Origin of the sequence: Pseudomonas caspiana, assembly GCF_002158995.1 — a bacterium.
GTDB lineage: Bacteria > Pseudomonadota > Gammaproteobacteria > Pseudomonadales > Pseudomonadaceae > Aquipseudomonas > Aquipseudomonas caspiana.
Genome location: NZ_LOHF01000009.1, coordinates 126,080 through 127,566, shown reverse-complemented (window position 1 = coordinate 127,566; position 1,487 = coordinate 126,080). Strand labels below are relative to the sequence as shown.

Annotated in this window: 2 protein-coding genes; both read right to left on the bottom strand. The window is 49.8% G+C overall.

Annotated features, from left to right (window positions below):
• The coding region (locus AUC60_RS28135) for a hypothetical protein (protein WP_238599574.1) at positions 1-200 on the bottom strand (200 nt) is incomplete at its 3' end.
• Positions 201-256: 56 nt separating this feature from the next.
• The coding region (locus AUC60_RS12965; protein ID WP_087267657.1) for a hypothetical protein at positions 257-1,487 on the bottom strand (1,231 nt) is incomplete at its 5' end.

The following is a 1,487-nucleotide window of genomic DNA, read 5'->3' as shown; positions in this document are numbered from 1 at the left end:
TTCGTTGTGCGCAGCATAACGCCTGAACAGTAATACGCTGGTGTTCCGTCGGTGCATTCGCCGGTTTGACGTTGATAACGTACATTCAAGTTGTCGATCAACGGCAGTCCGGATACGCCACTTTCGCGAATTGAAAGTGGCTCGACTGCACATCCCGATAGAAAAGAAACCGCCACAACCACAAATAAAAACGCGTTCATTCGCACCTCCGCAGCAGTAAGTTATTACTGTCCTACTGATATATACATATTGAAAACTAAAGCCCTTGATCGCTGACGTGATAACTGAAAATGTTATCGCCACCCGTTTTGAAAGCCACACTGATGACAGGTACAGTTCTTCCACTCTGCTGGTAGTAATCGCGTTGAATATATTTTGCGCCTTCAAGCCCCAACGCGCGGGATTGATCATATACATAGAAGAATGCCTCGATCGGTAGTTGATCGGGAATGTTCTGTGGCCACCGATCGATCAACATTTCGTTATGCCAGACATTCTCAGGTGCCAATGGATTAGCCCTGGCCTTTAACGTAACGGCAAAGCCTCTTTGATCTGCGTTGAAGCCACATTGATGGCCGTATTTCGTGTCATCCGGGATGGAGAAAAAATGAGTTTTCCAGGCCTCGAGCGTCGTGATACCTAACGATTCACAGGCATCGCTGTTTGTAGGGAAATTAATATAAGCCCCGCACCCTTCATTCGTTCTTGCAGACGTCCCCGCGTCATAGGCAAACGCACACCTCACCACGAGAGGGTAATTACCTGAACGCCCGAATGATGCCGCGTCCTTGAATACGTAACCTTGCTCGATCGCCCCCATAAAAGCGGCGTGCGTCATGTTAAGGTCTTTCCTCAAATAGCTGAAAGACACATCTGTAATGGCTGCGGGGTTAGGGTTCCATGAGTGGAACCCCGCTCCATATGTCGTCATGCGAATAATAACGCCATTACAATAAAAAGCGGGCTGTCCATCGCAATCATCAGCGGTATCGTTATAGCGAGCGTTGAGCCGGTCGGCCACGTCCCACCCGTCGATTTGATCCGCTTCGCTCCAGCTGAAAATATTTCGGTCTGGCGCCGAGAAATTTACCCTGACAATAGATAGCCGTTGCGAGGTTTTTAGATAATAGGCTCGCCGAAGAGCTTGCACATTCAGCAAGCCGCCGGTGGCGGCATTGTAGAAAAACGCTTCGATAGGCAACTTCTCCGGTGTCTCTTCCCGCCATGTCCCTATCAACAACTCATTACGGCTTGCGGCATGCGTGGCATCCACACTATTGTGAGCCTCCAGACTGGCCTTGAACTGGGAAGCAACCACTGTGCTTAATGAACATTGGTTCTGAAAACTCGAACCGTACAGTCGGAAGTTGGCTAACCATAACGCGGTGGTAGTTGCAGGTGTACTCAAGGTGCGGCAGGAACTCAGGTCATCTTCCTGCCTCATTGAGCCAGGCAAAAATCCACAGCCGAAATTCGGACGCCCCATG